Source organism: Salinivibrio sp. VYel1 (assembly GCF_009377945.1).
Lineage (GTDB): Bacteria > Pseudomonadota > Gammaproteobacteria > Enterobacterales > Vibrionaceae > Salinivibrio > Salinivibrio siamensis.
This window is the reverse complement of the sequence record NZ_RSAM01000020.1, coordinates 1-26,716: the sequence shown is the minus strand read 5'-3', so window position 1 is coordinate 26,716 and position 26,716 is coordinate 1. Positions and strand designations below refer to the sequence as shown.

At 49.9% G+C, this 26,716-nt stretch carries 23 protein-coding genes and 4 tRNA genes; 6 read left to right on the top strand and 21 right to left on the bottom strand.

Features of this window, described 5'->3' with window-relative positions; translation table 11 throughout:
- Window positions 1-53 precede the first annotated feature (53 nt).
- The 7 genes from EHW58_RS15220 to EHW58_RS15190 form a co-directional block, all read right to left on the bottom strand.
- Window positions 54-401 (bottom strand): hypothetical protein, encoded by a 348-nt coding sequence (locus EHW58_RS15220; protein WP_152797285.1) that lies wholly within the window; start codon window positions 399-401, stop codon window positions 54-56.
- A gap of 361 nt (window positions 402-762) precedes the next feature.
- The gene (locus EHW58_RS15215; protein ID WP_152797284.1) at window positions 763-1,320 is read right to left on the bottom strand and encodes a hypothetical protein; all 558 of its coding nucleotides are present in this window, start codon (window positions 1,318-1,320) and stop codon (window positions 763-765) included.
- A 503-nt stretch (window positions 1,321-1,823) separates the two neighbouring features.
- Window positions 1,824-1,914: transfer RNA gene (locus EHW58_RS15210), tRNA-Ser, on the bottom strand.
- Between the two features lie 133 nt (window positions 1,915-2,047).
- Window positions 2,048-2,887, bottom strand: coding sequence for a phosphate ABC transporter ATP-binding protein PstB (gene pstB, locus EHW58_RS15205; RefSeq protein WP_370517132.1), 840 nt, complete (start codon window positions 2,885-2,887; stop codon window positions 2,048-2,050).
- Window positions 2,888-2,933: 46 nt separating this feature from the next.
- Window positions 2,934-4,238, bottom strand: coding sequence for a phosphate ABC transporter permease PstA (pstA, locus tag EHW58_RS15200; RefSeq protein ID WP_152797282.1), 1,305 nt, complete (start codon window positions 4,236-4,238; stop codon window positions 2,934-2,936).
- Complete coding sequence (gene pstC, locus EHW58_RS15195; protein ID WP_152797280.1) at window positions 4,231-5,613, bottom strand: phosphate ABC transporter permease subunit PstC; 1,383 nt, start codon at window positions 5,611-5,613, stop codon at window positions 4,231-4,233. The genes pstA and pstC overlap by 8 nt, the downstream gene beginning before the upstream one ends.
- Window positions 5,614-5,679: 66 nt before the next feature.
- On the bottom strand, window positions 5,680-6,720 hold the full coding sequence (locus tag EHW58_RS15190) for a substrate-binding domain-containing protein (RefSeq protein ID WP_046075217.1): 1,041 nt from the start codon (window positions 6,718-6,720) through the stop codon (window positions 5,680-5,682).
- A gap of 293 nt (window positions 6,721-7,013) precedes the next feature.
- On the opposite strand from EHW58_RS15190, the gene EHW58_RS15185 reads away from it, so the two are divergent.
- Window positions 7,014-7,484 (top strand): hypothetical protein, encoded by a 471-nt coding sequence (locus tag EHW58_RS15185; RefSeq protein WP_077578997.1) that lies wholly within the window; start codon window positions 7,014-7,016, stop codon window positions 7,482-7,484.
- Window positions 7,485-7,573: 89 nt separating this feature from the next.
- On the opposite strand, the gene EHW58_RS15180 is transcribed toward EHW58_RS15185, so the two are convergent.
- Both EHW58_RS15180 and EHW58_RS15175 read right to left on the bottom strand, forming a co-directional pair.
- The gene (locus EHW58_RS15180) at window positions 7,574-9,193 is read right to left on the bottom strand and encodes a methyl-accepting chemotaxis protein (protein ID WP_152797278.1); all 1,620 of its coding nucleotides are present in this window, start codon (window positions 9,191-9,193) and stop codon (window positions 7,574-7,576) included.
- A 128-nt stretch (window positions 9,194-9,321) separates the two neighbouring features.
- The gene (locus EHW58_RS15175) at window positions 9,322-9,783 is read right to left on the bottom strand and encodes a DUF3429 domain-containing protein (protein ID WP_227486456.1); all 462 of its coding nucleotides are present in this window, start codon (window positions 9,781-9,783) and stop codon (window positions 9,322-9,324) included.
- A gap of 202 nt (window positions 9,784-9,985) precedes the next feature.
- On the opposite strand from EHW58_RS15175, the gene EHW58_RS15170 reads away from it, so the two are divergent.
- Window positions 9,986-11,659 (top strand): BCCT family transporter, encoded by a 1,674-nt coding sequence (locus EHW58_RS15170; protein ID WP_152797276.1) that lies wholly within the window; start codon window positions 9,986-9,988, stop codon window positions 11,657-11,659.
- Window positions 11,660-11,722: 63 nt separating this feature from the next.
- Here the strand turns inward: EHW58_RS15170 and glpC are convergent, their stop codons facing one another.
- The 7 genes from glpC to EHW58_RS15135 all read right to left on the bottom strand — a co-directional run bounded on the left by glpC (window position 11,723) and on the right by EHW58_RS15135 (window position 19,876).
- A complete protein-coding gene (gene glpC, locus EHW58_RS15165; RefSeq protein ID WP_152797274.1) occupies window positions 11,723-12,979 on the bottom strand; it encodes an anaerobic glycerol-3-phosphate dehydrogenase subunit GlpC in 1,257 nt (418 codons plus the stop codon).
- Window positions 12,969-14,282, bottom strand: coding sequence for a glycerol-3-phosphate dehydrogenase subunit GlpB (glpB, locus tag EHW58_RS15160; RefSeq protein WP_152797272.1), 1,314 nt, complete (start codon window positions 14,280-14,282; stop codon window positions 12,969-12,971). The genes glpC and glpB overlap by 11 nt, the downstream gene beginning before the upstream one ends.
- Window positions 14,279-16,000: an anaerobic glycerol-3-phosphate dehydrogenase subunit A gene (gene glpA, locus EHW58_RS15155; protein WP_152797270.1), complete on the bottom strand. Its 1,722-nt coding sequence runs from the start codon at window positions 15,998-16,000 to the stop codon at window positions 14,279-14,281. Before glpA ends, glpB begins: the two co-directional genes overlap by 4 nt.
- Window positions 16,001-16,288: 288 nt before the next feature.
- Entirely contained in the window at window positions 16,289-16,972 is a 684-nt protein-coding gene (locus EHW58_RS15150; protein ID WP_077663461.1) for a YoaK family protein, read from the bottom strand.
- An 8-nt stretch (window positions 16,973-16,980) separates the two neighbouring features.
- Window positions 16,981-17,748, bottom strand: coding sequence for a glucosaminidase domain-containing protein (locus EHW58_RS15145; protein WP_152797268.1), 768 nt, complete (start codon window positions 17,746-17,748; stop codon window positions 16,981-16,983).
- A gap of 100 nt (window positions 17,749-17,848) precedes the next feature.
- Complete coding sequence (locus EHW58_RS15140; protein ID WP_152797266.1) at window positions 17,849-19,135, bottom strand: ATP-binding protein; 1,287 nt, start codon at window positions 19,133-19,135, stop codon at window positions 17,849-17,851.
- A gap of 33 nt (window positions 19,136-19,168) precedes the next feature.
- Entirely contained in the window at window positions 19,169-19,876 is a 708-nt protein-coding gene (locus EHW58_RS15135; RefSeq protein ID WP_152797264.1) for a response regulator, read from the bottom strand.
- Between the two features lie 249 nt (window positions 19,877-20,125).
- Here EHW58_RS15135 and EHW58_RS15130 point away from each other — a divergent pair, with 249 nt between their 5' ends.
- Both EHW58_RS15130 and EHW58_RS15125 read left to right on the top strand, forming a co-directional pair.
- Window positions 20,126-20,713 (top strand): outer membrane beta-barrel protein, encoded by a 588-nt coding sequence (locus tag EHW58_RS15130; RefSeq protein ID WP_152797262.1) that lies wholly within the window; start codon window positions 20,126-20,128, stop codon window positions 20,711-20,713.
- A 361-nt stretch (window positions 20,714-21,074) separates the two neighbouring features.
- Entirely contained in the window at window positions 21,075-22,244 is a 1,170-nt protein-coding gene (locus EHW58_RS15125) for an MFS transporter (protein ID WP_046075229.1), read from the top strand.
- Window positions 22,245-22,390: 146 nt separating this feature from the next.
- On the opposite strand, the gene EHW58_RS15120 is transcribed toward EHW58_RS15125, so the two are convergent.
- Both EHW58_RS15120 and EHW58_RS15115 read right to left on the bottom strand, forming a co-directional pair.
- A complete protein-coding gene (locus EHW58_RS15120) occupies window positions 22,391-23,275 on the bottom strand; it encodes a sterol desaturase family protein (protein WP_370517128.1) in 885 nt (294 codons plus the stop codon).
- 159 nt (window positions 23,276-23,434) lie between these two features.
- Window positions 23,435-23,525 (bottom strand) — tRNA-Ser (locus EHW58_RS15115).
- A 182-nt stretch (window positions 23,526-23,707) separates the two neighbouring features.
- On the opposite strand from EHW58_RS15115, the gene EHW58_RS15110 reads away from it, so the two are divergent.
- The gene (locus tag EHW58_RS15110) at window positions 23,708-24,067 is read left to right on the top strand and encodes a HopJ type III effector protein (protein ID WP_046075234.1); all 360 of its coding nucleotides are present in this window, start codon (window positions 23,708-23,710) and stop codon (window positions 24,065-24,067) included.
- A 73-nt stretch (window positions 24,068-24,140) separates the two neighbouring features.
- Here the strand turns inward: EHW58_RS15110 and EHW58_RS15105 are convergent, their stop codons facing one another.
- Window positions 24,141-25,127: an arginine deiminase-related protein gene (locus EHW58_RS15105; RefSeq protein WP_152797260.1), complete on the bottom strand. Its 987-nt coding sequence runs from the start codon at window positions 25,125-25,127 to the stop codon at window positions 24,141-24,143.
- Between the two features lie 328 nt (window positions 25,128-25,455).
- Between EHW58_RS15105 and EHW58_RS15100 the strand changes: the two genes are divergently transcribed.
- Window positions 25,456-26,427 (top strand): sensor domain-containing diguanylate cyclase, encoded by a 972-nt coding sequence (locus EHW58_RS15100; protein WP_069362237.1) that lies wholly within the window; start codon window positions 25,456-25,458, stop codon window positions 26,425-26,427.
- Between the two features lie 23 nt (window positions 26,428-26,450).
- On the opposite strand, the gene EHW58_RS15095 is transcribed toward EHW58_RS15100, so the two are convergent.
- Window positions 26,451-26,526, bottom strand: a tRNA-Gly gene (locus EHW58_RS15095).
- A 37-nt stretch (window positions 26,527-26,563) separates the two neighbouring features.
- Window positions 26,564-26,640 (bottom strand) — tRNA-Met (locus tag EHW58_RS15090).
- Between the last annotated feature and the right edge of the window lie 76 nt (window positions 26,641-26,716).

Here is a 26,716-nt window from a genome sequence, read left to right as displayed (position 1 = left end):
TGATCCTTTATTTTCACTCATTTTAATTAATAAACATGGTACAACGCACGGTTTTAAGCTTTAATTGATAAATAAGTCATTAAATCGATAGCCCAGGCATGGCGCGGATCTTCATGCGTTTTCCCTGTTGTCTCGTCTCTGCCTTCCGCGCCTGAAAGTGCACCTACTAGACCTGACTTTGCACCAATATTTCGAACAGCCTTCTCAAAGGGCATGAGTTTTTCGTCTATTTCTGGCGTAATCCAAGCGGTGTACTCAATTCTTAAAGTATAAAGTTTTCCAGCGTGATATAATGCTTCTTTTGTTGGACCTTCTCTGGTCAGAGTTACAACTGTTTGATGAACCTCTGCCAAATACTTTTCGCAAAACTCTACGTGTTTATCAAATACCGAATTGGCCATGTGCGAAGTTGCACCAAGATTAAAAAGTTGCTGCTCTTTCTGAATTTCAAGATTTCTTTGGTGTGCAGCGTGATCTCGAACCAACTGAAAAAGAGCAGCGGCTAATCCGGCAACACCAGGTAATGAAGCAATTCCTTTGTAAAAATCACTTATTGGGGCAAAAAATGTAATTCCTAAAGAAGCGCCAACAATGATAGCTATGCCGAAGAAAAAATTTTATTCAAGTACGATACTCCTTTTACAGCTAACGCCAAATTAAGGTGTGAACAACGCTGACACCTTACCTAAACATTGCGCTATAAAAACTAAACTAGCTTGAAGTGAAAGCGCCGAGCGTTGTGAATCACTCTTAAATTTATTGTTAGTTGCTACGTTGAATATCGTAGGAGTCCTTTTGAATTTCATAAAGCACCAACTGTGAATAATTGAGAAAATTAACTACGCTTCCAAGCCAATCAGAAAGGTTAAAACTTAGACTCCAATCTTTCCGATTTTGAGCGGTGCCAGATACCTCGATTAATCCATCCCACCACTCAAAAGACTCCTCATACTGATTTGACCCCACAGACGTCAATAGAAAAGACTTCGCATGTATAATTTTATTAGCGATATACATGAAATCATAAGTCTCAACCTTATGGTCGATAAAATCTGCACACGTGATTATTTTATGGGATTCAGACTTACCTTCTTTTAGATCTCTTAACTCTTTGGAGTTTCGGATTAAAACAGACAACTCTAAACATGAATTACTGACAATACGCTTAAGCATTGTCCAGTACTCTGACTTAGTGTACAGGGATGGTTCACCTTCAATACCTACCTTATATTTAATAGCAAACGCTTCTCCAGACAACACAACATTGTTCAGAATAAATATTTTCTCTCTCATTTTTTCGAAATCAACGAAATGAGCCATATAACCTCACGAAATCTAAACGCTGCTGGACAGCAACTAACATTGTATTAGTGCGCGTGCTCGATTTGCCAAAATCGTTATACGCCCTGTTTTATCCACAACCTCATGATACACATGCGGTCTTTCCATCTATCTCATCAAGCCCTCTTAGGTGATAGTGTGCATGCCGCCTGTCCCGGTTGAGGTGTTCACATTATCCCCGCGCTTGTAATTTTAACCGATTGATTATTCTTGTTTTTTATTTTTTCGCCCCGAGAAAGTGTGAATCCGTCATGAGAAAGCGTGCATCCATATGGACGCTTTATTGCGTTCCACGCTACCGCCGTTGGTTAGCGGCGTCCAAAAATGCCATGTAAGAGGCAGAAATATAAGGGTTAGAATACCAGAGTGCAGAATAGCTGTTTAGGCACAAACGCCTAAAATGTTGGTGGGGTCAGGGTTTGGGAGTTTGCGGGACAATAAATGCAAAAAAGCCGCTGACTGAGCAGCGGCTTTTCGGTATGTGGCGGAGAGATAGGGATTTGAACCCTAGAAGGGCTATTAACCCTTGCCGGTTTTCAAGACCGGTGCTTTCAACCACTCAGCCATCTCTCCGGAACGGGTCGTATAGTATGAGCAGAGGTAGCTGATGTAAAGTGACTTTTTACACTTTTATCGCTAAACGCTGAAATAATCAGCAAACGCCCCTGCCCTATGCCCAATGGCGCTGGGTCAGCGCCATATCGGCTTAACCAAAGCGACCGTTAATGTAGTCAGAGGTCAGTTTGTGCTCAGGGTCATTAAAGACTTTTCGTGTGCTGTTGACTTCAACCAAGTCGCCAAGGTGGAAGTAAGCGGTGCGATCAGACACACGTGCCGCTTGCTGCATCGAGTGCGTGACGATCACAATGCTGAAGTTTTTCTTCAGATCGGCAATCAGCTCTTCAATGATACCGGTGGCAATGGGGTCTAACGCCGAGCAAGGCTCATCCATCAAGATCACTTCAGGCGCGACAGCAATGGTACGTGCGATACACAGACGTTGCTGCTGGCCGCCTGATAGGCCTGTTGCGGGCTGATCCAGGCGATCTTTCACTTCGTTCCAAAGCCCTGCCCGCGTCAGTGATTGCTCGACCAAGCCATCCAACTCATCTTTGCCGTCAACCAGGCCGTGAATACGTGGGCCATAAGCCACGTTATCGTAAACCGATTTCGGGAATGGGTTAGGACGCTGGAATACCATGCCCACTTGCGAGCGCAGCTCAACAATTTCGGTGTCGCGATGATAGATATCTTCGCCATCCAAAATAATATCACCCGATACTTGGCACCCAGGAATGGTATCGTTCATGCGGTTTAGGCAGCGCAAGAAGGTGGATTTACCACAGCCTGACGGGCCAATCATCGCCAAGACTTCTTTTTCACCAATATCCAGACTGACATCGGTAATCGCGGATTTTGAGCCGTTCTCGTAATTCACAAATACATTACGGGCAGTCATGCGTGGGTTTTCTACGAAAGGTACACCACACGTCTCAGTCGGTGCCGCGGTATTTTGCGGCGTGGCATCTACTACTTCTTCGGTCATGGCTACATTGTTCATTGTTGTCGTCGTCATGGTTATTTCTCCCGACTTACCAGCGTCGCTCAAGACGCTTACGCAGAATCACGGCACAGGCATTCATAAGCGCGAGGAATGCCAGCAATACCATGATTGCGCCAGAGGTGTTTTCGACAAAGCCCTTTTCAGGGTTCTCTGCCCATAAGTAAATTTGAACGGGTAACGCAGTGGCTGCATCCAGTGGCCCTGAAGGGATATCCACAATAAAGGCCACCATACCAATCATCAGTAGCGGCGCGGTTTCACCCAGCGCTTGTGCCATACCGATAATGGTGCCAGTCAGCATGCCAGGCATAGCTAATGGCAACACATGATGAATCACCATTTGCATTTTCGATGCGCCGACACCCAAGGCGGCATCACGTACCGAGGGTGGCACCGCTTTGATAGATGCACGGCTCGAAATAATGATCGTTGGCAACGTCATCAGCGTCAGTACCAAGCCGCCAACAACCGGCGCTGAACGCGGTAGGTCGGCAAAGTTGAGGAACACGGCTAAGCCCAGCAAACCAAACACGATCGACGGTACCGCTGCCAGGTTATTGATGTTGATTTCAATAATCTCAGTGATGCGATTACGTGGCGCGAACTCTTCCAAGTAAATCGCGGCTGCCACCCCGATAGGGAAGCTTAATGCCAGTGTCACCAGCAACGTATAGAAAGAGCCTACGGTCGCGCCCCAGATCCCAGCAAGTTCAGCATCACGGCTGTCACCATTGGTGAAAAAGCGCGAGTTGAACACGGTACGAACACGATCGTCTTCTTTAAGCTGGTTGAACCAACCAATGTGTTTGTCTTTAAACTGGCGATAAGACTCCGGCAAGCTGCCATCGATATTGCCTTTATTAAATTGGTTGACGTTATCGCCGGCGAGTGCCCAAATTTCTACTTCTTGCCCCACCAAGTCAGGGTTGGCCGCCACACGGTCACGCAAGTCATACTCGGCGCCGTTAGACAGAAAACGGAACAGCTCACGTTTGTCACCACGCGACGTCACGTCTGGCATGGCATCAAAAATGGCATCCGCCAGCACTGAGCGATAACCCAAGTATTTAAGGGTTTCGTCATTTAATGGCTTGCCTTCAATCCCTAGGTTTTCTTCACTTAAATCAACGGTCAAGCGGATTTCCGTGGTGTAGAAAGCGGTATAACCTTGCGAGACGATCGAGCCGAGCAATAAAACCAAGAAGGTAAACGCAAGGAAAATAGAGCCCATTCCGTAAAAACGAAAACGTCCTTCTTTCCCGCGGCGCTTTGCTAAGCTTGCCCTTACCCTTGCGCGCTTTTCTTGCGCCAGTTTTTCGATTTTATCAGTCATATTGTTCCCGGTATTTCTTCACGATGTTCAGCGCAATCACGTTAAGTGCGAGTGTCACAACAAATAATGTCAGACCCAAAGCAAACGCCGCCAAGGTCTTTGGACTATCAAATTCTTGGTCACCCACGAGTAAGGTTACAATTTGCACTGTCACTGTGGTCACTGAGTCAAGTGGATTGGCCGTTAGATTCGCAGACAGACCCGCCGCCATCACCACAATCATGGTTTCGCCGATTGCACGTGAGACAGCCAGCAATAAGCCGCCCACAATGCCGGGTAACGCAGCCGGTAGAACCACTTTACGAACCGTTTCTGACGGCGTGGCACCCAGTCCGAACGAACCATCACGCAGCGATTGGGGGACAGCGGTGATCACGTCGTCTGACAATGACGAAACGAAAGGAATAATCATGATCCCCATTACCGCGCCCGCAGCCAGAGCACTCTCTGACGAGGCACTGCTAAAGCCGATCGCCTGTGCCACATCACGAATAAACGGCGCGGCGACCAAGGCGGCAAAGAAGCCATAAACCACCGTCGGAATACCGGCGAGGATTTCCAGAATCGGTTTGACGATACCCCGTACACGCGGCGATGCGTATTCGGCTAAATAGATGGCACTCATCAACCCGACTGGCGCCGCAATACACATGGCGATAAACGAGATCATCAAGGTGCCAGTGAACAAGGGAATCGCACCAAATGAGCCACTCGCCGCCTGCTGATCGGCGCGCAATGCAATTTGCGGCGACCACTCAGTACCAAAGATGAACTCAGTGACCGGAATCATTTGGAAAAAGCGCAACGCCTCAAACAGCACCGAGAGCACAATGCCCAGTGTGGTTAAAATCGCGAGTGTTGAGCAAAGCAGCAAAAACGCCTGCATCACATTTTCAACGCGATTTCGAGCGCGAAGACGTAATCGCAGAGAGCGCCAGCCAAAAGCCAAACCCGCTAACGCGAGCGATGTCATTGCGGTGAAACGCAATGTCGTTCCCAGTTGGTTCAGCATTTGATAGTGGTCAGCCGCTGCCAACAAGACAGCATCGTCAGTTTGGGTGATGCCACGAGCGACGTTTCCAACCTGACTGTATAGCAAGTCGGCGTTGCCGAACTGCGTAACATACGCATCAGATATCTGTGCCATCACCAAACTGTGGATCAAGTTGGGTTCTACCGCTTGCCACAACAATAAGAGAACCAGTGCCGGAATAGCCGCGAGAATCGCAACATAAGAGCCGTAATAATTAGGACGAGAATGAAGCTTACTCAATCCGCCAGCCGTATCGGCGAGCTTGATTGAGCGTGCTCGAGCAATAAAAAAGCCTGAAATTGCAATTACAGCAATTACGGTCATCAGCATGGGTGTTGTCATTGTTCCTCCTGAACACGCACAAAGGTGGCACCTCATGTGTGCCACCTTTTCGTGTTCACACTGCGCTTACAGGTTTGGTTTTAGGTCAACTGCGGCGCTGCGTACTTGTTTCCATTCACTGTTGTCGAGTGGGATAAGGCCACGGTCAGCCAGGTAACCCATGTTGCCGATAGCATCTTCAGCAGTGAATGCGGTCACGTAGTCTTTTAGACCTGGGATCACGTCTTCGTGTGCTTTTTTCACGTAGAAGTACAGTGAACGTGATACGGGGTAGTCACCGCTACCAATCGCGTCAAACGTTGGTTCAACACCCGCGATTTTTGAGCCTTGTACCTTGTCAGCGTTTTGCTCTAGGAAGCTGTAACCGAAGATGCCAAGTGCGTCTGGGTTTGCTTCAAGCTTTTGCACGATAAGGTTGTCGTTCTCACCCGCTTCGATGAAAGCGCCATCTTCACGCATGCCGTGACAAATCGCTTTGAATTTGTCTTCGTTGCTGTCTTCAAGCGCCGCCACTTCTGGGTACTCGGCACAGCCCGCTTCCATGGCTAGCTCAACAAAAGCGTCACGCGTCCCTGATGTTGGTGGTGGACCTAGCACCTCAATTTTGGTGTTAGGCAGTGATGGGTTCACGTCTTTCCACGTTTCATTTGGGTTGTCGATAAAGTTGCCGTTGCCGTCTGGCACGGTTTTAGCGAGCGCGGTGTAGATCTCTTTCAAGCTCAAGTCATATTGCTGAGACATTTTCGAGTTTGCCAGCGCAATACCGTCATAACCGATTTTGATTTCAACAATGTCGTCAACACCGTTTGACTTACAACGGTCGATTTCCGAGCTTTTGATTTTACGTGATGCGTTAGTGATATCTGGCGTGTTTTCACCCACACCTGCACAGAACAGCTTAAGACCGCCGCCTGAACCGGTAGATTCGATTTTTGGTACTGAGTATTGCGACGTGCGACCGAAGCGCTCAGCAACTACAGTAGCAAAAGGGTAAACAGTAGAAGAGCCAACGATGCTAATGTAATCACGGTTTGCGGCCGTTGCGCTACCTGAGGCCAGCACGGCCATTGATACTGTAGTAGCTGCAAAGAGAGCTTTAAGTTTCACATCAACCTCCAAGTCGATTATTTAAGTTAGTGCTGTGCAAATCAATTTATCTACACATAACGAAGAACTCGGTTAACGGGGAGACACATTAAGAGCACAAAGTGACAGTTCCTTTATGCAATCATGAAGGTTTGATGACAGTGCGGCGCATTGGTAACAGATTCAAAAGTTGTTTTTACCACGCTGGCGCTGTGCGTATGGCGGGCTAGGATAGACTCACCAAGGACTGACGCGCGTAGACTCGATGCACCATCGAACGCCCCGTCCTCCACCTTTTTTGATGAGTAAAGGCAATGATAGATGCCAAAGATAATGTCTCGTTAAACGCGCGTGCCGACGAGACACCGATGCATGGCGATACCGTGCCGAGTAAGCCGGTCGTTTTGTTTTTATGCGATGGTAAGCACGGTGCCTCTTTGATGGCCGCCGCGGTGATGGTAAACAAAGCCAGCAGTTTTTTTGATGTCCACTGCGCACATACATCCAGCACTATGCATACGGCGCAAGCATCAAAAGCGTTAATTCAGTTTCAACTCTCAACGTCAGGGATCACGCCGTCCCCGCTGGCCGAGCTGAGATTGACGTATGTTGATTATCTGGTTGCGATGAACCCCGCTGCCGTGCAATCCGGATTACCATTACCTGATTATGGAAAATTTGTACCCTGGGATGTGACTGAGCATAGCGAGGCAGGCTTGACCGCCGTGCTCCGAACGATCAATCAAAACATTAACTATTTTTTGTCTTTGTACTTATTTCGCTAACGCTGACAGACATTGCCAAGGTAATAAAAAAGTGCGCCGCGTGGGCGCACTTTTTTGTTTAGTGCCTCGTGCTTAGTGCTTAGTGCGCATCATCCGAGCCTAAAGGCTTCCGCTTGCTCTTTGATACTGGCGTTTTCTTTTTCCAAACGTTCGTACGCTTGACGGGTTTGCTCCGCCGTCTCGGCAAGTGACTCCGCCGCGCGGTGAATCGCTGACACATTTTGATTCAAATCCGCCGCTGCCGTGGTTTGCTCTTCGGTCGCGGTAGCAATCGCGCCTGTCATTTCTGATACCTGCTGCGTGGCATCATTGATGGTGTCAATCGCTTCTGCCGCCCGTTTGGCATCGTCCAGCCCTTTTTGCGTTAACGTTTGGCTATCGCTCATCACTTTGTAGGCTTGACGCGCTTTCGTTTGCAGCCCTTCAATGATTTGATTGATCTCATCGGTCGATGATTGGGTTTTGGTCGCCAATCCACGCACTTCATCAGCCACGACCGCAAAACCTCGACCCGCTTCGCCCGCGCGAGCAGCTTCAATGGCCGCGTTGAGCGCGAGCAAGTTGGTTTGCTCGGCGATGGTGCTAATCACTTCCGAGACTTTACCAATATTTTCGCTGTCTTCGGTTAAAGCCTCAATCACTTGCGATGCTTCATTAACTTGGTCTTTTGCCGCCACGCTTTGCTGGTAAGATTGTTCAAAGGTCTGCCGACCTTGCTCCGCGTATTCACGCGTCTTATCAGTGTGCTCCGCGGCATTCACCGTATTGCTCGCCACTTCCCCAAAGGTCGACTCCATTTGCGTCATCGCACTGGCAAGCTGTGACAGCTCCCCACGCTGTTGCTCAACACTGTTCACGGTATGACTGACCTGGGTCGACAATTCATCACTCACTGTTTGTAAGCGCTGGGTACCTTTCACTAAAGACCCAATCAACGCGGTAATGCTTTCTTGCATTTGCGCAAAGGTATTGGCGGCTTGCCCCAGCTCATCGCGGTTAAACGTGTCGAGATCCAAACGTTGGGTAAGGTCACCACTTTCCACCCGTTGCATTTGGGTAACCAGCTGCGCCAGCGGCCCACGTATGCGCTGTTGTAGCAATAACGCCACACCCGCCATCAGCACAATCAGTGCAACAATCACAGCAATACCGATATAGATTAGTCGCTCAATTTTTTCCGATTCTCGCGTCTTAATCGCGTTGGCTTGATCTTCCAACGTCTCTTGCAGCGTGGCCAAGTTGGCAACTATCTGGTCAAACGGTGCCAGCATAGGGCCCAGCATTTTGCGGCGCGCATCATCCAGTCGGCCATTATCGATAAGCGAAATGTAATCGTTTTGCATGTCGCGGTAATTGTTGAGGCGTGTCTCGATGGTGTCTACCGCCTCTGTGTTGCTATCACTGACCGTTAATGCCTTCATTTTGTCGAGCGCTTCACCGACTTCTTGATCGTTGCGCTCAATTTTCACCAGAATATCGCGATGCGCTTGTTTGTCATCGGTTAAACCGTAATCGAGTGCGAAGCGGCGATAGGTGACAGTAAAATAGCGAAGATCAGATACGGTGCTAAGCAGGCGAACATTACGCTCTACCACATCATTAAACTGTGCCTTTACGGTGTTTATCTCGCTAAATAGATACGAGCCACTCGCCGCGACCGCAATGCCGAGAGCAAGAAACACCACGCGTAAATACTGTATGATCGTCATTGGTTACCCCGCTGCCCTAAATCTCATTATTAAGTTAATTGTTTTTTTGCGCACGAGGTAGCGGGTACGGCCTATTACTGCAATAGGTTCATTCTCAGTAAGGTTTTTCTTGGTGGTCTTTTTGCCGTTCACACCACAAAAAGCAGCACTCCATGGCAGGCCACAACCGCCACCGTCAAGCGACCACGCATGGTTTGATAGGCGGAAGACGTGTCCTCACTCTCACTTTTTCGGATCCATTTTTCCGCTAACCATACCGCTAAATAACCGATGGCAAGTAACCCGGTGGCAATCAAGTATTGGGTCGCCCCTTGAATCAACGCCCCCCAGGCCAGTAGTGCAAACAAGTTACTCAGCAGTAACGCATTTCGGCTCAGTTTATGAGAAAAATGATCGATACCATTCCCCCACAGTACACCAGACAAAAAGCTCAAAATCACCGCACTGTAGCTTAAAAATAACTGCTCTCCACTGAGACCAAATAAGGTCAGATCGGCCCAAGTGACGAGGACACCGCCAATAAAAGGCAGCAAGCCAAGGTATCCAAGTTGCAGCATGGTATCGCGTGAAGCGGATTGTGGTTTCATCATCTCACTCCTAAACAATCTATTAAGGTTTTAATCAATCTTGAGTGTACGAAGACAATCTTCCACTGGCCGTCTTATCGACACATTTCGCTGCTTTTCTCAGCACTTCAATCCAACATAATGTGATTAATGACTCTTTTTTTTGCAAAGAATGGTAGCGTTGCGTAAATTGTTGCGCGTTTTGTTGTTAAAAGAGGAATGATTCATGTCAACACGAAGTACGTCGGATGCGAGCAATGCGAGTGCATTGCAGCATCCGTTTGCCGATTGCGTCACACAAACCGGCCTGTTTAAAGGTGTTCATAAAAATATGATGATCGCCGCCACGCTTCTGGTTTGTGTCTTCGTGTTTTTTACCGGATTTAATACTGATTTAGCTGGCCGTGTATTTGCCGCTGCTCGTGGCTGGGTGGAATCGACCTTTGGTTGGTATTACATGCTGGTACTGGTGCTGTTACTAGTCGCCAGCTTGACGATTGCCGTCACGCGTTTAGGTAACATTCGTTTAGGTGATGACGACGACCGGCCCGAGTTTAGCACCTTCTCGTGGCTATCCATGTTGTTTTCCGCGGGTGTCGGCGTTGGCATACTGTTTTTTGGGGTAGCCGAACCCACGCTCTACTTTGATACAAGTGGTGCGTTCGGCTACCCCAACAACCCGTATGCCGATATGGCCGGTGCCACCACTATGGGCTTTGATCGCGCCGCCGATGCGTTGCGTGTCACCTACTTCCATTGGGGCTTTCACGGCTGGGCGGTGTATGTGATTGTAGGCCTCGCGCTCGCCTATTTCTCGTTTCGGAAAAAGCTGCCTCTGGCACTACGTTCCACGGTGCACCCACTGATTGGTAATCGCATTTACGGGCCCATCGGCCATATTATCGATATCTTGGGGGTGCTTGGCTGCGTGTTCGGTGTCGCCACCTCGCTGGGGCTCGGCGTCAGTCAGATTGCCGTGGGGCTCGATCGCCTATTTGGCATCGATCCAGGTATCGCGACTCAAGTTATCCTTATTGCACTGATTTCTGTAGCCTCTATCTTGTCGTCTCTCTCTGGCGTCGGCAAAGGGATCCGAATCATTTCTGAGTGGAATATCATCGTCTCCGCACTGGTGATTGCCTACTTTTTATTCGGCGGGCCTACGGCTTGGTTAGTGCAAATATTTGGGGCATCACTGAGCGACTATTTGGTCGAGTTTATCCCGATGGGGCTGTGGTTCCCGGAGGCGAAAGGCCCCTCTGCATGGCAAAATGCCTGGACCATTTTCTATTGGGGCTGGTGGATTGGCTGGGCCCCCTTTATTGGCCTGTTTATTGCGCGTATTTCTCGCGGCCGCACCTTACGAGAGTTTGTCGTGTGCGTGCTGTGTGCGCCAACCCTAATGATTTTTGCTTGGCTGGCGATTTTTGGCGGTAACGCGTTGCATCAAGAGCTTGTCGCTGATGCCGGGATTGGCACCGCTGGGATTATTGATTTGGTCAATGGTTGGGACTTACCCGCGGCGCTGTTTGCCACCGCCGATGGCATTACTGGCGGCGGGATCTGGGGATGGATACTCAACGCCATGATGATCTTCTTGCTGTTTAGCTGGTTTATTACCTCGTCCGATTCGAGCACCCTTGTGCTTACCACAATTCTGTCGATGGGCAATGATAACCCGCCCAAACGCTTTAGAGTATTCTGGGGCACTATGATCGGTGCCGTCGCTGCCGTATTGTTGGTTGCCGGTGGGTTAAGAGCCCTGCAAACCGCGAACATGGTCACTGCCCTGCCCATCAGTGTGTTAGTGATCTTGATGACCATCAGCGTGATGAAGTCTTTACTGGCAGAGTCGGGGGGTAAATCCACCGCCTCGACACCATCACAAGCGAGCAGCTAAACCGCATTTAGCAAACCAAAAAAACGCCACCGCATTGGGTGGCGTTTTTCTTTGCGACGAATATTACTGTGCTACTGGCTCTCCAACCGCCATCGCCAGCACACTCACCGGATGCAAGGCCTCCAGCGATGTGTTTTCTTCAATTTGCCATTTACAGGTTTCACAGTCGGTGATCGCAAAGTCCGCCTGCGCGGCTTCAATCTGAGCAAATAAGCCACTACCGATGGCAATCGAGGTTTGATAGTTCTCGGTTTTAAACCCATAGGTACCTGCCAAACCACAACACTCGCTATCGAGCACAATCACCTCTAACCCGGGGATCATACGCAATAGCTCAATGGTAAACATCGCATTACCACTGCGTTCCAAGTGACAAGGGGTATGGTAAACCACTCGCTTATTAATCGGCTTGAGCTTGGGCATCTCGCCATTCATGGCCGCTTTGAGTAAAAAGCGGGTCACAAAGCTGATCTGCCCTGCCACGTGGGCGTTATCTACTCCCAATACGTGGGGATACTCTTCTTTTAACGTCAGCGCACACGATGAGGAGGTGGCTATTACAGGGCGATGCTCGGCAACCGCATCGGTAATCATCGCCGTATTGGCAGTGGCATTACGGCGCGCTTTATCGTAAAAGCCATTGGCAATTAAAGGCACGCCACAGCACTTATGTTTTTCGAGCAATTGCACGCCGTACCCCATCGCATTCATCACTTTCACCAAGTCTTTACCAAGCTGGGGATTGTTAAAATTCACATAACAGCCATGAAAGTAACTGACTTGTTTAGGATAATCCGCTTGTGTCGCTGCTTGGCTTTTCATCCAACGCCGAAAGGTACCAAACGAATACTTGGGTAGGGATTTATGTTTATCCACTCCAATCGTGGCATGCATCACCGCTTTCACCGGTTTCAGATCCGTCATCACGTTCACCAGCGGTGCTACTGGATTAGCAAGCGTGCCAAACAAGTCGGTATGGCTCAGCACGTAATCACGCATCAGCTTAGGATTGATGTTTTTCTTGCCGTGTTTGCCGCGTGCCACCGCAATGATGTCGCCAATTTTTACCCCGGAAGGACAGGCGGTCTCACAGCGTTTGCAGTTGGTGCATAGCTTGAGCAGGTCATCATAATACTCAGGGTTTTTGATCCGCAGGCGCTCACCATCCGGGCCACACTCTTTGGGGCCAGGATACGCAGGGTTCGCCTTTGATACCGGACAATACACAGTACAGACCGTGCATTTAATGCATTGGTCAAAACTGGTGGGTTGCGGCGCATGGTCGCTATAGTCACGCTGTTTCAGCCATTCAGTTAGCATGGGACGCCTCCTTAGCGCTCGCCATCACCGCGAGCGCACGTTGCGCGGCGGCGTAGCCGGTTGCGATCGCAACGCCACCGCCACAGCCCTCATAGACGGGATCGTAACCACTGAGTATCGCACCACACACAAACAGGTTTTGGCAGCGCTTGCCGCGTGCGGTGGGACGTAGTTGGTTGTCGGTGTTAATGCCAAAGGCCATAAAGGGGTGGCTTTGCTGACTGAAAAAGTCGTCGTTGCGCCACTCACTCCGATCAGGGCTTTGCACCATGTCTAATCCCAACGTCGGTTCGCTCACCTGAGTGCGGTCGGCATTGAGACCGCGACTAAAATAGCTGCCCGTGGCTAAGATCACTGCCTCTGCGGTTAACGGAATATCTTCGAGCTGACGCGTATGCAAGGCGGTAAGGCGACCGTTGTCGTCAAACTCACCGCCAGTGACTTGATCGCCGCGCAGCAATACCCCACCCGCGCTAGCAAAGGCCCGCTGTAACGCACGCTCAATGCGGATCCCCAGCAGAGAAGGCGGCATGGTCGGCACTTCGTGAAAACAGCGATCGGTGCGCTGTTTAAGCGTATCCATCCCCCGCTCGCCGGCCACATCGGCAATGATGGCGGGTAAAATCACCAGCTCATCTGGGCCGGACTGCGCGATTAGTTGCTCGCACAGACTGTCAAAGGCATCAGGCTCAGCCAATAAACGAGAAAGATCCACCGAGCGCAGCTCATTGCGGTTACGGCGTAATCGCTCGGCACCCGGAATCGACAACGTGATGGTGCGACTTGGGCAGGAGGCAAAATCACGCTGGGCGGTAATGGTGTCTTTGGCTAACGTCGGTTGCGCATCGCGATAGCCTTCAATGGCGACAAAACATAAACCAGAGAAACGACGCGGGCCGCGATGCTGATACACATGTCCTTGCGACAGCCAAGTCGGACGCACGGTGCCCAGCGGCGTAATACGGCCATGGTTGGCGTTATCTTCTTGATGATACAGACACACCTTTTGCGCACTCAGTTGCTGTTGGAACCAAGTCAGTGATTGGGTGATTTCCTCTAAACTGACTTTGGCATAGGGATGCTCAGGATGCTGGCGCACCAGTTTCGGAATCGCTTCAAAAGGCTGACTGACCGGCTCACCATTAGGGAAATGGCCCAATACATCAATCGAGCCTGACGAAAAATGCAGCGCGCTTTGTCCGGCGCTAATCATTACGGTTTTCTTGCCCGCTTCTAGTGCCCGCAAGGCGGCAGTAAACCCGGCAATGCCGCCACCAATCACTGCGATATCGTAGTGGATCATTGTGATACCTCCTGATCAGCCGCTGACGTTGGTGCTGGGCTTTTCACCTCAGCGTCATACATGGCTGCACCGGCTGCTGCGCCAGTACTCTCTGCCTTCGGCGGCATTGGCACCTCACCGGCGCCAAATAATCCTTGATAAATCCAATAGCTAAATTCGGCTTCGCGTAGCGCATCGCCCCAAAAAATCGGTTTCACGCCTTTCCAGCGCTCTTCGAGAAAGTCCACCAGCAGCCCTGCACTGGCTTGGCCATCTATCCCAGCCAGCTCACTGAATAAGCTAGCGGCACGATAGCTGCACAGCTCGCCCTGACAAGGCCCCATACCCAGACGAGTGCGCCGACGCAGATCGGTGAGATTTTTCACATCCAGCGATTGAATCGCATAGTTCACCTCGCCCTTGGTCACCATTTCGCATTCGCAAATTACCGCTTGGCTGTCGTCACTTTCATTTAAAAAATGGCTAACGCGCTCACCGTGGCGGTAATAGGCGGATTGGTAGACAGGTTTCACCAAGCTGGCACTGGCTTTACGGATCCCTTTAGAAGGCTCAGAGCCCGGCAGAGGACGGGTCGCAGTTTGGCAACGGTTGCGGTTACCCAGCTTTTCAGCCACCAAGTCTGTGGCTTGCTCGGCCATCAAACGATAGGTCATGAGCTTGCCACCAGTGATAGTGATCAAGCCTTCCAGCCCATCGCGTGCTTGGTGATCGAGTAACACAATGCCGCGACTGATATTACGGCCACTGCCGTCGTCATCTACCGAGACCAAAGGCCGCACGCCCGCATAGGCGCGCAACACGCGTGTATTGGCCATGATGGGGGCGAGCTTAGCCCCTTCGCGCATCAGCACATCCACTTCTTGTGGCGTCACCGCGAGCTTATCAATCTGATCGTACTCGATGTGCTCAGAGGTGGTACCGATTAAGGAAATGGTGTCACCGGGCACCAAGATGTCAGCGTCTGCCGGTTTCCGACAGCGGTTGATCACCCGGTTATTAATCCGATAATCGACGATCAGCAATGAGCCCTTGGCGGGGAACATTTTGATATTCAGATCGGCATACTCACAGATTGTCTGCCCCCAAATCCCTGCGGCATTGATCACTTGCTTCGCCATAATGGCAAAACGCTCGCCGGTGAGGGTATGCAAACACTGGACGCCTTGCACCGTCGCCCCTTGACGAATTAATCCCGTCACTCGGGTATGGTTAAACACCTTGCCACCGTGCTCTTTGCCGTCCAACACATTCGCGGCACACAAACGAAAGGGGTCGATAATGCCATCCGGCACTTGCACCGCGCCAATCATCGCTGGATTCGCGTTGGGTTCGAACGCTAACGCTTCACGTGGTGTCAGTTTTCGGGTCGGAATACCGGCTTTATCGCAACTGGCAATAAAGGTGTCTTGGTACGCTAAATCATCTTCCGGCAAGGTGATAAAAAGTCCGCTGGTGTCTTCCACGCAGTGGCGAGCAACGGATTTAAGGATGGTGTTTTCTTGAATGCATTCACGGGCCGATTCGGTATCTGTGACCGCGTAACGAGCCCCAGAGTGCAGCAGTCCATGGTTGCGCCCCGATGTCCCAGCCGCAATATCGTCACGTTCGAGCAAAATGCATGAGATGCCACGCAGTGCGCAATCTCGCATGATGCCGGTGCCGGTTGCACCCCCACCGATGATGACCACATCCGTTTCAATATACTGGCTATTTGGCATGGGGCCTCCTTGTTACTGTATCGTAACGGGAGTGTGGCATTTTCCGTGTCACAAAGACGGCGAGATCATCACACAATGCGCGAATTCGAAATACAAACTCACACTTGTTTGATTTAAGACAAACTTTTAGCCGCAAAGACGCGCGAATGGTGACACGGGAAGCCACCGCTACAAGGGAAAGGCCCGACGATCGCACCGAAGGCTCCGTCAAGTTGGCTAACTCGATGCGATGCACAACAAATACATTAGAAAATGCGCGAAAACGCGCATTGTTAATGATTTGTATAGTTACTTGCTACTGGTGCCAGCCACTAAACGCTGACGTGTCATGTACCCGCGGTAACACAGTGCCACTACAAAACATAACCCTGCGGGAAACAGCAGGGCAGCAAAATGGAAGTGCGCAAAAAGCGCCGCACCCACTACCCCGCCGACGATAAAGCCAGACGCGATCAGTAAAAAGAGCATCAGCTTGCGCTTATCGACTGGATTGCCGCGTAGCTTGCCCCCTAGCATTAATCCTAAATCGGTAAAGATGCCGGTTAAATGGGTTGAGCGCACGATCGCGCCGCTGTAGGTGGTCGCCATCGCATTCTGCAAGCCGCACGCTGCCGACGCGGCCAACTGACCAATGGCAAAACCGCGAGAAAGAAAATAAAACGCCACCACAATTAGCCCAGCTTCGACAAACAGTGCCGAGTCATAATGGCGACCCAATTTAAGCGTGCTGCCATGCAATAAGCACCCGGAAATCGCGGCACCGAGGAAAAAAGCCAACAATAAGCCACCCAGTTGGATAACTTGTGTCCATTGGCCTGCAAACAACCCCGAGCCAAATTGCGTCGCGGTGCCTGACACGTGCGATACGGCTTGATGTTCAAAGCCCAACAAACCGATCGCATTGATGGTACCGGCGATCAGCGCTAACACAAACGCCCCGGCTTCAACCCACCGAGGCAAACGGGTAATCATTGGCTTTCCTAGTCGTTATTGGATGAGGATGATGGCTGGTCGAGCCTATCCAGTTGGTTGTGGCGGATCATCGCTTGTAACTCCTTCACATAGGCCTGACCACGCTCTGAATAGCGTACCAGCCCATTGGCGAGTGCTGCACCTGACAGTGGTTTATTCTGCTCACGCAGGTTGGCGCGGATCTCGCGTAGCCCTTGGTACGCGGCATGGGTATTCAAGTTATTGATGTAGCTTTGTACCGAGGCTTGCGGGTTATCAAACGCTGCAACTTCGTGCACTTTCCCTTCCGCACGTTGCTTGGGCACCAGTCCACACCCTTTACTAAAGCACCACTGCCCGAAGTAGTTATTCCCTTCCCGTGCAAACCGCGACGCGCCCCACGCACTCTCGTTCGCCGCCTGCGCTAACACCAACGACGGAGGGATAATATCCACCCGTTGAATCAATGCCATCCAGTCGGCTTCTTGGTCGACATCAAAACCCTCCAGCTCATACTGTTCGGCGAGCGCTTGGACGCGTTTTATTTCTCGGCTATTTAGCTCACTTTTACGCGCATGCCATGCCATTAATGCGGTGCGATCCGCCAGTACTTGGCTGTTAATGGCATTAACCACAGGGGTGAAGTAATCAAAAAACGCCTGCTTTCGCTCTGCCCCCGCGGCAAAAGATTGGAAATCAGGAACAAGGGGAGCTTGGGGGCGCTGACATGAGATCAAAATGGTGACGGTCACAGCAAGAATCGCCATGCCGATAAAGACGAAGGTACGATGTTTCATAGTGCCCCTAATGTTGTCGATGTGGGCGGTATTATACGCGAAATACCTGATGGCGACGAATGCCGCCCTTTCAACTTAGCACTGGCTGAGTCACATCATGTTAACAAGGTAAGATGACCCGAAAGCATGCGCCGCCTAAATCACTATGGTCGATTTCAACATGGCCACCGTGGCGGGTGACAATTTGTTTGACGATCGCCAGTCCCAAACCATAGCCGGAACGCTTTTTGTCGCGGGAACGATCCGCACTGTAAAAGGCATCAAAGATAAACGGCCAATGTGACGGATCAACGCCCTCACCATCGTCGTGTACCGCAATCACCAGCTGCGTGTCTTCACAATATACACGCACGGCTATTTGACTAGTCGCATACTTCTCCGCATTACCGATTAAGTTGGTAAGCACGCGTTTAAGCAGATGAGGGTCGGCCTCAATGCAAGGCAAGTCTTGCGGTGCATCCAAAATCACAGACTTATTGCTCAGCGTTTGCCAACGCGGCCATTCATCGTGTAGCCACACCGAAGTATTCAATCTCTCCGGGCTAAAAGGTGTATTAGGGTGATCAACACGTGCCAAATAAAGAAGTTCATCAATCAACCCTACCATTTCGTCGGTATCTTCAACGATACTGACGATTTTTTGTTGCTGCTTGGGGCCCAGTTGACTCTCACTCAACAATTCAGCTTGCCATTGGATCCGAAACAAAGGAGAGCGCAATTCGTGCGCAACCGCGTTGGTTAGCGCTCGACGACTACTGACCAAACTCGCAATTCTGTCTGCCATATGATTAAAGGTCGCGTTTAAACTACCCACGGTATACTGACTCTTTGTTGACGCCCGCGCTTGTAAATTTCCGTTGGCAAATTGGAGAGCCGCTTGCTCGAGTGACCGTACTCGGCGGCTGAGAAACCGCACCATGAAAAAACTGTAGAGGGCGAACCCCAAAAAGAGAAAAACAAACAGCAGATCTTCATTAAACTCTATTGCCCCATGTAGCTCGGAACCCACCGCGGTTCGTAAGCTATAGATTCGCTCCTTATCGGCCAGACGGAACCATAAGGTTTCGTTTTTATCATCAAACACCGCGGAGGGATCGAGTTGGTGGGAAAATGCCTCATTCAAATGAGAGGGAATGTTGCCAAGCTTGTGTACGGATAATGAATATTCGACGTTATCGGCATAATCCTTTAGCGCGCCTAAAGCCTCTTGTGTTCCCGCCTGTGACTCAATCAACGCTAACATATCAACGACACTTTCAGCCTGTCGCTTCGCCAAGGTCGCCTCATAATTTTCCGTCAGTTCATACACAAGGTATTCGTAGGTCAATGAGCTCACCATAAAAATGACGATCAACCCAAAGAAGAACTCTAAATATATCCGACGCATTACTCACCACTCATACATATTTCTGTTATGCATTTACCATGCATCAGGCACAAACAAGTAACCTTTTCCACGTACTGTGATAATTTTTTGGGGATTGGAGGGCGTATCACCCAGTTTTTTTCTCAAGGTCACAATTTTATTATCCACCGTGCGGTCAACACCGTCATACTCAATACCACGTAATGCACGCGTTAACGTATCTCTTGTATGTACCTCGTCAGGCTGACTTGCCAGGTGCCAAAGCAATGCAAATTCACTGTCTGTCAACGCAATGGGTTTATCATCTAACGAGCAGTAACGTCTCGCCTCATTGAGTGCCAACACACCATAATTAAGAACACTGGGTTTGGACGAGGCGGCTGCAGTGTCGTCTCTCAGCTGTCGCAGTTGCACTCTTACACGAGCCATCAATACCCGAGGTTTAATCGGTTTACTGATAAAGTCGTCCGCGCCAACCTCTAGTGCTGCCACATGATCAAAATCATCATCACTAGCGGTTAGCATCACAATTCTGCCTCTAAATCCATCACGGATTTGTCTACAAATTGTCAGTCCATCGTCACCGGGTAACATTAAATCGAGTAAAACTAAGTCAGGTTGTGCGGAAATAATATAGTCAGCCGCCCCTGCTCCTTCAGCAAGTGCCGTTACGCGATAATCTTGTGCTTCAAAATACTCTGTCAGCATTTCTCGCATTTTGGGGTCATCTTCGACAACCACTAAGTGCAGTTTCTCTTCCATTAATCTTGACCTAGAAAAATAAACAAACGAAAAGCCTTGGTATAAATCATTAAAAACTCTGTGCGTCTACAGGCGTAGATACCACGACAGTTATACGACAAATCATGACACTCTGCAGATACATTACCGCGCTCTTCAGCCGTAAAGTACCACTCAAACGTTCCCCCTTTAAGCGAACGTTCCAAAAAGCAATGACTATACGTCATACGTTCTTAAAAAACACCTACGACGAATAATAGGTTCTTTACAATGAAAAAATTAGCACCTTTAGCTTTACTGATTCTCGCACCGGCGGCTTATGCCTCTTCTTATATGGGGATGGAATTTGGAGCTGGTAGCGCTGATGTGAGTGGCTTAGATAGCAGTGAATTCAAAAGTGATCTTGAGGACCGAGGAACAGTCAAGCTGTATGGCGGTAAGTATATCACTGACTCAGTACGCACCTACGGCTACTGGCAATCGGGCGCGTCGAGCAAGTCAACGATCAAAGCTGCAGATGAAGAGCTTTCGTTGGAAAATACTGACTATCAATTCGGTATGGGCCTAGACTATGTCCACGAGTTCACTGACAATTTGTACGGTATTGCTGGTGGTACTCTAGGCTACCAACGCAGTAAGCTAGAAATTAAGGACAAAGATGCTCAGGGGACTAACACCTATAACCTCAGAGACTCTGGCCTAGCGAGCGACGTCAATCTCGGACTTGGCTATCGTTTTGACTCCGGTATCGCTTTGGAAGGCGGCCATAAATACGGCTTAACGAAACAAAAGTATGCGGAGGGTATTTCCTTCAAGAACCCAAGTGTGTTTTACCTCGACGTTAACTATAAATTCTAACAAACGATTATAGACGACAGTTGGCTAAACTTATTCGGACAGACCGTTTAAGGTAAGACAAAGACACTATCTCGCCCCCTTATCCAAATAGGCATCCACTCAGTGGGTGCCTATTTTTCTTTCAATAGCGGTGATAACGATGCGTGACAAGCGATGGCTGGTTAAATCTCAGTTCTAAGTGCCAACTCGACCAGCCGTTAACATGACGGCCGATTCATAGCCCCCCTATCATAGTTAATTGTTTGCCTTGTAAAAAATACTTGCCTGCTCCTCTACCTATATTTGCTGGTTAGCGTTTTCGCTTAAGTAACACTTTGTTACATTTCCTAGGCATCATAAAGACTCACGCGCTAGGATGACCATGAAAAACATTTTATTTTTACCCATTGCGATGTTTGCGTTCGGTATGGATGCCTATGTCGTGGCGGGCATTATTCCGGAAATTTCCACCAGTTTTCAGATCACTGAAGCCGAGACAGCGCAAATGGTCACAGCCTTTACGTTGTGCTATGCCCTTTCCGCACCAATACTGGCGACATTGTTGGCAAGCTTTCCGACCAAAAAGGCACTCGTGTTATCGATGCTGATGTTTATCGCCGCTAATCTTGTCACCATTTTCAGCACGCACTTAACCATGTTACTAGCAAGCCGCGCGCTTGCCGGCATAGGGGCAGGCATTTTCTCGCCTTTAGCGGCGGCAAGTGCCGCCTCTTTGGTGCCTGCAGATAAGAAGGGGCGTGCATTAGGGCTGTTGTTGGGTGGCATGAGTGCGGGTACCGTTGTCGGGGTTCCCGCTGGTCTTGCTCTGGCGACTTGGCTTGGGTGGCAAGGCGTTTTCGCCGTCGTGATCGGTATCGCGATCATTGGGCTTATTGGCCTGGTGCTGGGTGTTCCTCAGATCTGTGTCGCCCCGCCGCCATCACTAAAAGCACGCGTCGCGTTACTCGCCAGTCGCTCGGTGTCTATGACCATTACGGTCACCTTCTTGACGGCTGTCGCTAGCTTGGGGCTCTATTCTTACCTCGCACCGGTCATTACGGGCATCACACAACAAACCAACCTCACGCCATATTTATGGGTTTGGGGCCTAGGCGGCATGGTGGGCAGCTTCACCATCGGCCATTTAATTGACTGGGTAAAACACCCACGAGCCATCTTGCTCGGGATACTAACGCTCATGTCCGTGGCCATCTTGAGCATTCCGAGTAGCTTGGCGCTGTCCTCAATCATTGCCTTTGTGCCATTCTTTTTATGGGGTGCGGCCGGTTGGTCGTCGCTCGCGCCACAGCAACACACACTGATAAGCCTCCAACCGGAGCAAAGTGCCGCAGTTGTTGCGCTCAATAGTTCATCAAACTACCTAGGTGGTGCGGTGGGCACCCTTTTGGGAGGGCTGTGGCTCGGCCACGGCCTCTCGGTGACTCAGCTTGTCTATGCCGCCGCGGCAGTTGGTGGCGTAGCAATCGCTATTCAAATCGGGATTCTACGCCATAACACTCACTCCGTGATAAAAGAGTGCAAAAGCGCTTAGCCAGACAAGAGTCAACTCGGCTCATCTCTTAAACGTTACGCATACTTGCCTCGATAAGAAGGAGTGCTACAGATGGTGTTGTTAGCATCTGATCATAAGGAGTTATATCCTCAAAATATGTTCGCTTGCAGCAAGGAAGCAAACCACTACGTCTTACGTGATACTTGCTCGTGTGTCGTGTGATTTTGTGCTTGTTCTGGCGGTGCAAACAAGCACTGCCATCGTTGCCGAACGCTCAGATCGGGCTGCGTGGCGTCTCGCCACATTTGTTGCCATTCGGCAAAGGTCACCACCAGAGGATTGAAACTGTTCACTGGCTTAGGGATCCCATAGCGAACCGGTTCAGATTCCGGCTCGAAGGTGCCAAATAATTTGTCCCAAATGATTAAAATGCCCGCGTAGTTTTTGTCGATGTACTGAGGATTCATGCCATGATGAACGCGATGATGAGACGGGGTGTTAAAAATCCACTCCACAGGCCCGAGTGTCTTTATCCATTGAGTGTGAACAAAAAACTGTAACCCTAAATTCAGCAGTACAACAAACACCACCCATTGCGGCGGAAACCCAATCACCACCAGGGGCAACCAAAACAGCCACATCCCTGCCAGCGGGTACATTAAGCTTTGGCGAAACGCGGTGCTAAAGTTCATCCGCTCAGAGCTATGATGCACCACATGCGCCGCCCACATCCAGCGAACACGATGGCTGGCCCGGTGAAACCAGTAGTAACAAAAATCCTGCGCGATCATCAGTAATAAAAACAGGCTCACCGACATCTCAATGTCGAACAGCCGCCAGCCAAACCACCACAAATAGACTTTGGCAATCAGCAAGCCGGTCAGTAAATCTGCAGCTTGATGCAGCCCCGCCAAGGTAAAGTTACAAAGCACTTCCGGCACGTAATAACGGGCATTATCGCCCAATTTTCCGCGGCGCAGCGCTACCCAGTACTCCCCCAACATGCATAAGAAGAACACGGGAGCGAGCACAAGCAGTAGCCACTCTGGATGAGAGATCAGTTCAGTCACGAGCCTTTATCGCACGGTACAATTTCTTAACATATTAGGTGTTTTTGCCCAACCTGTAAGGAAAAGCATCACCAAGCTGTTAGTTTGCGCACATAAGGAGAGTAAGCGGACATATAGATACAAAAAAAGCCGCTGATTACTCAGCGGCTTTTCGATATGTGGCGGAGGGACAGGGATTCGAACCCTGGAAGGGCTATTAACCCTTGCCGGTTTTCAAGACCGGTGCTTTCAACCGCTCAGCCATCCCTCCGAACAGGGTGGTATACTAATGTTGGCCCGAGTTAATGTAAAGCACTGCAACAAAAATTTTGGTTTAAGTGATGGATATTTATCCATTACTCGCGTCGCTTGGCTTCACATTGGTTAAACAAGTTGGTACAACGTGCATATACTCTCGACGAGAGCTCGCATGTTATTAACTCAGGAACCGACATGACCTTAGACAGCTTTCTCGCCAAAGTCACGCAAACCCCAGATATGGTAATGTTTGACGAGACAATGGCGGTGATAGATGCACATTACGACTACGCCCCTACTCGATTCACTAACGGTGATCTCGCCAATAAAGCAGGCCAGAACACAGGCTCTTGCAAAGTACTCGCATTCTGCCAACTTCATGAGCTCACGGAAGCGCAGACGCTCGCCTGCTTTGGGGGGTATTATCGCGAAGACGTGCTGAGCAATCCTTCGGGGACGGATCACAAAAACATTCGTAACTTTATGGTCACCGGATGGAAGGGGGTCTCGTTTGACAAAATGCCACTCAAGGCCAAAACACGCGCGCACTCATAGCCTGAATAGCAACGTAAAACGGCGACTATTCGTCGCCGTTTTGCCTATCAAACCGACGTTTTAACCAAGGCCTTTAACCCGACATCGCGGCTTGGTGACGAGGCAGAAAGACTTCTCCCATCATACAACGCACGCTTCCCCCACCCACGGTTTCAATTGTGTTGACATCGACGGGCACCAATTTACCAAATTGGCGCAGCGTGCGTTTTTGCTCTTCAGTAAACGCACTGTAGGCCGACAATGACATGACGATGAGTGATTCACCGTGGCGATTGCGCAATTGTAAAATATTGCCACAAAGCTGGTTCATTTGTGATTCACTAATGGATACCACGGTTTTATCTTGACTCAATGTGTTACACACAAGATCGCGCTGCCCCGATTCTATCACCTCATCGCACACAACGGCAAACTCTTCACCCACCGCCATCATCACATTGGTATGATAAACGGGATTGCCATCGCTCATTTCCGTGTTAAAGCTCACGACTTGTCTCATTCCTACCTTTGCTGCCCACTCAGTGAGCAAAATGCTGTCACAACGGTGTGAAAGCGCCGCATAAACACGCTGGTTGAGGTGGTCGATAACCATCGCGCCCGTACTTTCAAGAAACGCATCGTCCTTGTCATGACACTTCACTTTGTGTACGTGATTGACGGCATAGCCTGCACGGTCTAATGCAGTCATTAAGCGCTCGGGTTTCACCTCTAGCTGGCGGTTTGGGCACGCCATAGGGTAAAGATAAAGCTCGCCACTGGGGAGGGTACTAAACCAGTTGTTGGGAAACACGGCATCAGGCGTTGCAGGGTCAGAGTCTGGGTACTCCATCACCACCACATCGATACCATGGCGGCGGAGGATCATCACCATGTTGTTGAATTCTGCCATCGCGCGCGCTTTTACTTCTTCATCCGGTAGTGACGGCGCATGCTGAAAACCATTATCCTCACTCGTTTGCGCATTAAATTTAAAATGAAGCGGGGGCACCATCACCACAGCAGAAGCCGCATGTGGATGAGTCAGCGGATATTGGGTATCACAGCTCGCTAAAAACGCCATAAGCAAACCTTCTAAAAACAACAAGTATTAAGAGTATAGAGTCGCTGTCACGCACGCGATCAATCCGGGTGCGTCACCGCCTCTTCCAACAGTGTGAATACTGAACAAGCGGAGGAAAATATCATTGAAACAAGTTTTTTACAAACTGAGTTTCTCAGCCTCTCGCACACCTACAGACACTTACAGCCAGTTCTCCTATATCTCACTGAATTAATGATCTTTTTAAAAGCTTCTCGGGGTGGCAGCGATATTCACCGCTCCGAACAATTATTGCCCCTACCCTGTGTGTGGTTGGCTACAATAGAAATAGCGGCAAGGAGGAAAAGGCATGGAAACGGCGCGCCCCACTCACAATGAGCAGCAAAGACTTCACGCATTGCACGATCTAGGCATATTAGATACTGGACACGAAGACAGATTTGAGCGGATTGTCAGGGTAGCGGCATACGTTTCTGACTGCCCCGTTGTCGCAATTAGCCTGGTTGATGAACAGAGACAATGGTTTAAAGCCAAGCGTGGTTTAGCCGTCAACCAAACAAGCCGCAGCGAATCGATTTGTGGTCATGCTATTCAGCAATTAGAGCCATTAATTGTTGAGGATACGCTTAACGACAGTCGCTTTGCTGACAACCCGTTGGTAACCGGCCCTCCTTATATCCGTTTTTATGCAGGTTTTCCCTTTAGCCTGGATAGCGAACACCTGCTTGGAACGCTCTGTGTGATCGATCATCACCCTCGCGAGCTCACGGATGCCTGTCAGCGCGCGCTGTCAGACCTCGCGCGTATCGTCGAGCATGAGTTGGTCATGACGCAACAAAATGTCATTGATCCGCTAACAGACGTCTTTAATCGACGTGGCTTTTACCGAGAAGTAAACAGTTATCTAACAGACGACGTTGTCATTGAAGATCAACATACGTTATTACACTTTGACGTTCGCCAATTACAAGACGTCAACCAGCGCTATGGCAAGCATGCGGGCGACAAAGTCCTGAAAGAGTTTGCTGGCTGTCTAACAGATGTGTTCGGTGATTTGGGCTGGGTTGGTCGCCTAGAAGGCTGTGAATTTGCGATATTATTGATTCAACAGGATGTCGATGCGGTCGAAGCACAATTGGATCGCTTCTATCTCCGGCTTTGTCGCCGATTATCCTTAGAACGCTATCCGTTCAACTACTCAGTCGGCCTTGCGCACTTTTCGCAGATTGACGAAACCGTCACGCTAGAAACAATGCTTCTAGACGCGACAAGTGATACAAGGCGCTACGCTGTGCCTGAAGAAACACGTCATATAGGGTGAAGTCGATGGAGAGTTATGAAGATTGGAGCGACATACGAGGTTCGAACTCGTGACCTCGACCTTGGCAAGGTCGCGCTCTACCAGCTGAGCTAATGTCGCCTTATGCAATTAAGCGTTGCATGACGCTGTGTAAAATTGGTTGCGGGAGACGGATTTGAACCGCCGACCTTCGGGTTATGAGCCCGACGAGCTACCAAACTGCTCCATCCCGCGTCCGTAACATCAATTGTTGCTTGATGTGGGCAAAACTTGGAGCGACATACGAGGTTCGAACTCGTGACCTCGACCT